Raw genomic sequence first — 6,854 nt, forward strand, 5'->3', positions numbered from 1 at the left:
GACATGTTAATATTGAAACATCAAGAAAAACTAGAAAAAGTAGTTCAAGAAGTGGAACAACAAATAAGAGAGCACCATCAAGAAATTGAGGCTGTTTCCCTATTCAATCAAGCAAAAGTGATGCAGTCTTTTCGCAATCATCAAGTTGCTGATTTTCATTTTACACCTTCAACTGGGTATGGATATGATGATGTCGGTCGAGATACGCTTGAATCGATTTATGCTGAAGTATTTGGTGGTGAGGCAGCACTCGTGCGACCTCAAATTATCTCCGGAACACACGCAATTGCAACAGCTTTATTCGGTGTGCTTAGACCAGGTGATGACCTACTGTATATAACAGGCAAACCTTATGACACGTTAGAGGAAATTGTTGGTATACGCGGAAACGGAAATGGCTCATTAAAAGAATTTCAGATTGGGTATAACGCTGTGCCACTGACGAATTCTGGTTGGATTGATGAAGAACAGATTCGCAGTCAAATCACAGAAAAAACAAAAGTAATTGGAATCCAGCGATCAAAAGGATATGGGGATCGTCCTTCTTTTACAGTTGGACAAATTGAGCAAATGGTTCAGTTTGTTCGATCGATTAAAGGCGACGTGATTGTATTTGTTGATAATTGCTACGGGGAGTTTGTCGAAACAAGAGAACCTTGTGAAGTAGGAGCAGATTTAATAGCTGGTTCGCTTATTAAAAATCCAGGTGGAGGAATTGTCAAAACAGGGGGGTACCTTGTTGGAAGAAGGGATCTCGTTGAACTTTCCTCCTATCGTTTGGCCGCACCAGGAATTGGATCTGAAGGTGGAGCAAGTTTGTATAGTTTACTTGAAATGTACCAAGGATTTTTCTTAGCTCCACATGTTGTGTCGCAAGCCTTAAAAGGGGCGATATTTACAGCAGCAACATTAGAAATGATTGGTATGAGTACATCACCAAAATGGAACGAGAAAAGAACCGATTTAATTCAATCTGTACATTTTCCATCTCCTGAGAAAATGATTGCTTTTTGTCAAGCCATTCAAACAGCATCGCCGGTCAATGCTCATGTAACACCATATCCAAGTCCTATGCCAGGGTATGAAGATCCTGTCATTATGGCTGCTGGCACATTTATTCAAGGGGCGAGCATCGAATTAACCGCAGATGGTCCTATTCGTCCTCCTTACGTTGCGTATGTCCAAGGCGGATTAACGTATGAACATGTGAAAATTGCCGTTTTACTAGCAGTTGACGCGGTTTTGGAGAATGAATAAAGTCGAATTTTAAGACCGAGAAAATCATATAAAATTCCTTAATAAATCAGCTTTGTGAGCTTATTTTACAATGGTTGACAGGCTACGATGCATTTAGTAACATGATGATACGAATAAAAATAATCATTTGTGTAATACATAAGTTGTTGCTCCTTTCTATTTGATCGTAATATAGCAATAGTGGAATAGAGTGCGTTTTCATTCATAAAGTTTTTTTACCATTAGGAGATTAAACAAGGACATTGTGACTTGTTTTTCTAAATACATTGAAAGTTTTGAAAGGGGAGTACATAAAATGGCGAAATTTACAAGAGACGATATTATGCGTATCGTGAAGGAAGACAATGTACGTTTTATTCGTCTTCAATTTTCTGATTTACTAGGAACGATTAAGAACGTAGAAATCCCAGTAGATCAATTATCAAAAGCACTAGATAATAAAATGATGTTTGATGGTTCTTCAATCGAAGGGTTTGTTCGTATTGAAGAGTCTGATATGTATCTATATCCAGACTTGGATACGTGGGTTATTTTCCCATGGACACCTGAAAAAGGAAAAGTAGCTCGTCTAATTTGTGATGTGTACCTACCAGGTAAGCCTGGTGAGGAACCTACTCCATTCGCAGGAGACCCTCGTGGAATTCTGAAAAGAGTATTAAAAGATGCAGACAAACTAGGATTTACAGCGTTCAATATTGGACCAGAACCAGAGTTTTTCTTATTCAAAAATGATGAGAATGGTGAGCCAACATTAGAGTTAAACGATAAAGGTGGATACTTTGATTTAGCTCCAACAGATTTAGGAGAAAACTGTCGTCGTGATATCGTATTAGAGCTTGAAGATATGGGCTTTGATATTGAAGCTTCTCACCATGAAGTAGCTCCTGGTCAACATGAAATTGACTTTAAATATGCAGATGCTATTACGGCATGCGATAACATCCAAACGTTTAAGCTTGTTGTAAAAACAATCGCGCGTAAGCACGGTTTGCATGCTACATTTATGCCGAAGCCATTATTTGGAGTAAACGGTTCTGGTATGCACTTGAATATGTCACTGTTCAACAAAGAAGGAAACGTATTCTATGATGAAGGTACAGAATCACAATTAAGTGAAACAGCAATGCAATTCTTAGCTGGTATCTTAAAGCATGCTGAAGCATTCACAGCGATTACGAACCCAATCGTTAACTCTTATAAGCGTCTTGTACCTGGATACGAAGCGCCAGTTTATGTTGCTTGGTCAATGCGTAACCGTAGTCCATTAATTCGTATTCCATCATCAAGAGGCGTGAGTACTCGTGTTGAAGTACGTAGTCCAGACCCAGCAGCAAACCCATACTTAGCAATGGCTGTTATGCTTGCATCAGGACTTGACGGAATTAAGAAGAAATTAACTCCGCCACCAGCAACGGATCGTAACATTTATGTTATGAGCAAAGAAGAGCGCATCGAAGAAGGAATTAATGATCTTCCTGCAACATTAAAGCAAGCAATTGATGCTTTAATTAAAGATGATATTCTTGTAAAAGCACTTGGCGAACATGCAGTCGAGAACTTTGTGGAAGCAAAAGAAATCGAGTGGGACATGTTCCGTACACAAGTACATCCGTGGGAACGCGACCAGTACTTACAGAACTACTAAGATGATCAAACCCTTGACACTACCTGTGTTGAGGGTTTTTCTTTGTTTGGTCAAAGAGTGTTTTTCTTGAAGCAAAAAACGTTGTGACCAAAATCCGACCAGAATTATTCTAGAAGGTGAGAAGCTAATTTATATTGGGTAGTATAGCATGATTTTTGAAGCTGATTCACTAACTATGGCGATTTACTTAGCTGTGTTAGAAGCACGTAGAATTGCTTGGGAGGAATTCAATCTACTGATAACCTACTTGAGAAAGGTGTTGTGCCAGCAAACGGTCAGTCACATACCACTTGTTTACTTTGCAACGGTCGACTGAAATCAAAAGAGAGTCAAATTCGCGGCTATGGTCTTGGTTGCTTGAAAAAAAGAGTTCGATCAACCGAACCTTATTAATCTACTCACTGATACTCAGAATGAAAAGAATTTTGTGGAAGAACCAGAAGAGCAACGTGCAGCGGGATAAAAAGTGAGCACTTGGCGTCTCCTAACTCTATTTGGCGCCAGCCCGGGCCTGTTAAGTAAAGTGGACGAAAGTTAAGAGACATAATTATTTATATACATTTATTGTGAATTTAAGTCTAGGTAAATGGAAGTGAATTCAAAATAGTTAAGTAGTCTGAGTATAAAAAAATGCGCCTATTAAGGCGCTAAAAATCGGAGGTGTTAACTTTTGTCTACAATTTATTGTATGCGAGTTTTATTAATTAGCTTAGGTGAAAGGGACGGGCTTTTAAAAAAAGGCTAATTAAAGGGGGGAAAGGAAAATAGCGGCCTAAGTAAATAACAAATGAATTTCAGATAAATGTCATTGGACAAAGTGTAAAATATTACAGGGGTTAAATCCTTTTATGGTATATATTGGTGGTGAGGGGTGGGTTCTGCAGAGTGGGTTGCAATAATTGTTGCTGGCATAGTTTTTATTGGTTCTATAATAACAACTATATCTTCTTTCAAAGCCTCTAATGCAACACAGGGCCCATACGGGAGGGGTCGTGTCAAAGGGGAATCCCTGATAAAGAGCCCTTACTCATGTGGGTCTTGTAAATTCTTTGTAAAGAAATGTATCATTTTGTTGAAATATCTGAAAAATCGATTATTATTAAAGAAAAAGGAGTCGATGTACATGTTAACGGTAAACGAATTGAAAAACGAATTCGAAGAAAAGTTGAATAGAGATTTAAAAGAGGAAGAGATTGATTTTATTAAATGGATCGTTGAAAATCAACCACATGAAGCCTCGGCTTAAATCCTTTCTACATGTTTCAAACAAGCAATATCGATATACGCAATATCATCATTAAACCTCACTTTTAGCTGTTTAGTCTGCAAATCAACTTTATCAACAATACCGATTTCGTAACTCTTGTTTATCCAGTTGGTGTTTAGGTACCTTCTTTTGGTCTGTTTTCCGCCTACGTAATTGCTACGTGTCTGACAGCATCATTCGAGAGTCTTCCCAGCTCATGTTAGACCCTTTCGCTATTGTTGATAAAGAGCATTTCTCATACGAGTGATTATTCTTAATCTATGGAATGTACGTTCGATTTTTGAGCGGAAAACAGTCCTCGCTTAGAAGCCTCTTAGTAACGCGAAAAGTCATTGCCGCTTCCTTGAGGATCTCATTTTTTACTTTTTCAGTGCCCCTCCTCATTTGAGGGCTTTTTCTTACGGGTAGTTTCTTATATTGTATCCACCCAACACTCTGATAAAAAAGTCGTTATCCATGTTCCGTCTCTAATGATGATCAAAGTTTGTTCTTTACAATGCCAGGGGTAGACGAGAGTCCATGATTAAGTTTTGTTCTGACATCATTTGTAGACAAATTGTAAACAACATAGAGTTTCATGCGCACCCTTACAAGAATATTAACATTAATTGACTTCAATACTGGGGAAGTGTTTTCTATCCGTCTTTTCGTCACCACAGTTGCCGAGAACGAGTATTCAACCTTCTAATAATGGAAAAGCAAATGGGCATACTAAGATTATCATTTTTAAAGTAGGAGGATGTAAATTTGAGCACAATAGATAATACATTATCGATTTTCGGCTTAGGTGGCTTGAATGAAATCGGGAAAAATATGTATGCAATCGAATGTTCAAACGATATCGTGATCATCGACTGTGGGAATAAGTTTCCGGATGAAAGTTTGTTGGGAATTGACTTAATTATTCCTGATATTACTTATTTAGTGGAGAATGAGGAAAAAATTAGAGCATTAATTGTTACACATGGACACGAAGATCATATCGGGGGGATTCCGTTCTTCTTAAAAAAATTAAATGTACCCATTTATGCAACACGTTTCACATTAGGGTTAATAGAATTAAAGTTAAAAGAGCATAAACTCTTAAGAGAAACTGAATTGATTGAAATTGATGCAAATTCACATTTGAAATTTGATAATATAAGTGTCAATTTTTTCAAAGTAACCCATAGTATTCCCGATTGTCTAGGGATAGTATTTCACACACCAGAGGGGAATATTGTACATACTGGGGACTTCAAGTTTGATTTAACACCCGCGAATAATGAGCACTCGGATATTCATAAAATGGCTGAAATCGGCAAAGAAGGTGTCTTGCTTCTATTGTCTGAAAGTACGAATGCAGAACGGCCAGGCTCTACGCCATCGGAGCAAATGGTAGGCGAACATGTGGAAGAGGCTTTCATGAAGGCGGAGCGCAAAGTCATTCTTTCCACCTTCGCTTCCAATATTAGTCGTGTGCAGCAAGTCGTCGACGCCGCCGAAAAAACAAATCGAAAGCTTGCGCTACTTGGACGAAGTATGGTAAATGTCGTAGCTGTTGCGATGGAACGTGGTTATTTAACCGTTCCTGAAGGGATGTTAATTGAACAAGATCAAATCAATGAAATGGCTCCTGAAAAGGTGGCTATCCTATGCACAGGAAGTCAAGGAGAACCAATGGCAGCTCTCGCTCGCCTATCCACTGGAAACTTTCGTGGTGTCGAGATTTTACCGGAAGATACGGTTATCTTTGCAGCAGGTCCAATACCTGGGAATGAACGGAATGTCACGCGTATCGTAGATAACTTATTTACACTTGGAGCCAAAGTGATTTATGGGACGGGAAGTTCGTCAGGAATGCATGTTTCCGGCCATGGCTATCAAGAAGATTTAAAATTAATGCTTACATTAATGAAACCCAAATATGTTATTCCAATTCACGGTGAATATAGAATGCTACACCATCACTGTTTGTTAGCTGAATCAGTTGGAGTCAAGCAAGGAAACACGTTTATCATAAATAATGGGGATGTCGTCGATATTGTAAACTCCGTTGCACAGCAGATTCGGACAATACCGGTAGGAAATACCTATGTAGACGGGATAGGCGTTGGTGATGTTGGGGACTTTGTGTTACGAGACCGTAAACAACTTTCGGAGGATGGCATGCTCGTAATTGTTTTAACGATGAGCAAAGCGGAAAGAAAACTGGTTTCTGGACCCGATACTATTTCTCGTGGATTCGTGTATGACGAGGAACTCCGAAGAAATGTTAATCGCCTTATTACAAAAACGATTAACGAGCTACAAGAAGCGAATAAAAACAACCAATGGAAGGTCATAAAACAACATATAAAAAAATCGATAGGACAATATTTATATAAACATACTAAGAGTAAGCCAATGATCGTTCCTATCATTATTGAAATTTAACGAGGAAGTGCTTTCATTAAGTAATACAGGAATAATACTCCTTGGATCAGATAATCATTTTTTCTTAGAACCGTATTAAAAAATATTTAAATTAAATAAGTGAATCAATTTCATAAAGCCTACCTCAAGAATTATACAAGGACCCAATTTTCATTTTTCTGTTAAAAAATAGGTTTACGCTACTTGAGTCATCCCCTTTTTGGAGAGTGACTTAGCTATACGATCACATGCGAGCTTCGCTCCGTTATATACCAATTGTGTTAAATCAAA

At 38.3% G+C, this 6,854-nt stretch carries 5 protein-coding genes; all 5 read left to right on the plus strand.

What is annotated here, in order from left to right; genetic code table 11:
* Positions 1 to 3 precede the first annotated feature (3 nt).
* The 5 genes from SAZ04_RS02645 (at position 4) to SAZ04_RS02665 (ending at position 6,584) form a co-directional block, all read left to right on the plus strand.
* Positions 4 to 1,257 (plus strand): methionine gamma-lyase family protein, encoded by a 1,254-nt coding sequence (locus SAZ04_RS02645; protein WP_332690589.1) that lies wholly within the window; start codon positions 4 to 6, stop codon positions 1,255 to 1,257.
* Positions 1,258 to 1,552: 295 nt separating this feature from the next.
* Entirely contained in the window at positions 1,553 to 2,902 is a 1,350-nt protein-coding gene (glnA, locus tag SAZ04_RS02650) for a type I glutamate--ammonia ligase (RefSeq protein WP_332690592.1), read from the plus strand.
* A gap of 148 nt (positions 2,903 to 3,050) precedes the next feature.
* Positions 3,051 to 3,218, plus strand: a complete 168-nt coding sequence (locus SAZ04_RS02655; protein ID WP_332690595.1) for a hypothetical protein — start codon at positions 3,051 to 3,053, stop codon at positions 3,216 to 3,218.
* Between the two features lie 807 nt (positions 3,219 to 4,025).
* Positions 4,026 to 4,148 (plus strand): hypothetical protein, encoded by a 123-nt coding sequence (locus tag SAZ04_RS02660; protein ID WP_332690598.1) that lies wholly within the window; start codon positions 4,026 to 4,028, stop codon positions 4,146 to 4,148.
* Positions 4,149 to 4,916: 768 nt separating this feature from the next.
* Positions 4,917 to 6,584 (plus strand): ribonuclease J, encoded by a 1,668-nt coding sequence (locus SAZ04_RS02665; protein WP_332690601.1) that lies wholly within the window; start codon positions 4,917 to 4,919, stop codon positions 6,582 to 6,584.
* The last annotated feature ends 270 nt before the right edge of the window (positions 6,585 to 6,854 follow it).

The organism is Halalkalibacter lacteus (genome assembly GCF_036663595.1).
GTDB lineage: Bacteria > Bacillota > Bacilli > Bacillales > Bacillaceae_D > Halalkalibacter > Halalkalibacter lacteus.

What these genes read in the sequence shown, in the direction of transcription:
- SAZ04_RS02645 (WP_332690589.1), top strand. Translation starts at nt 4, where the DNA reads ATGTTAATATTGAAACATCAAGAAAAACTAGAAAAAGTAGTTCAAGAA.
- glnA (WP_332690592.1), top strand. Translation starts at nt 1,553, where the DNA reads ATGGCGAAATTTACAAGAGACGATATTATGCGTATCGTGAAGGAAGAC.
- SAZ04_RS02655 (WP_332690595.1), top strand. Translation starts at nt 3,051, where the DNA reads ATGATTTTTGAAGCTGATTCACTAACTATGGCGATTTACTTAGCTGTG.
- SAZ04_RS02660 (WP_332690598.1), top strand. Translation starts at nt 4,026, where the DNA reads ATGTTAACGGTAAACGAATTGAAAAACGAATTCGAAGAAAAGTTGAAT.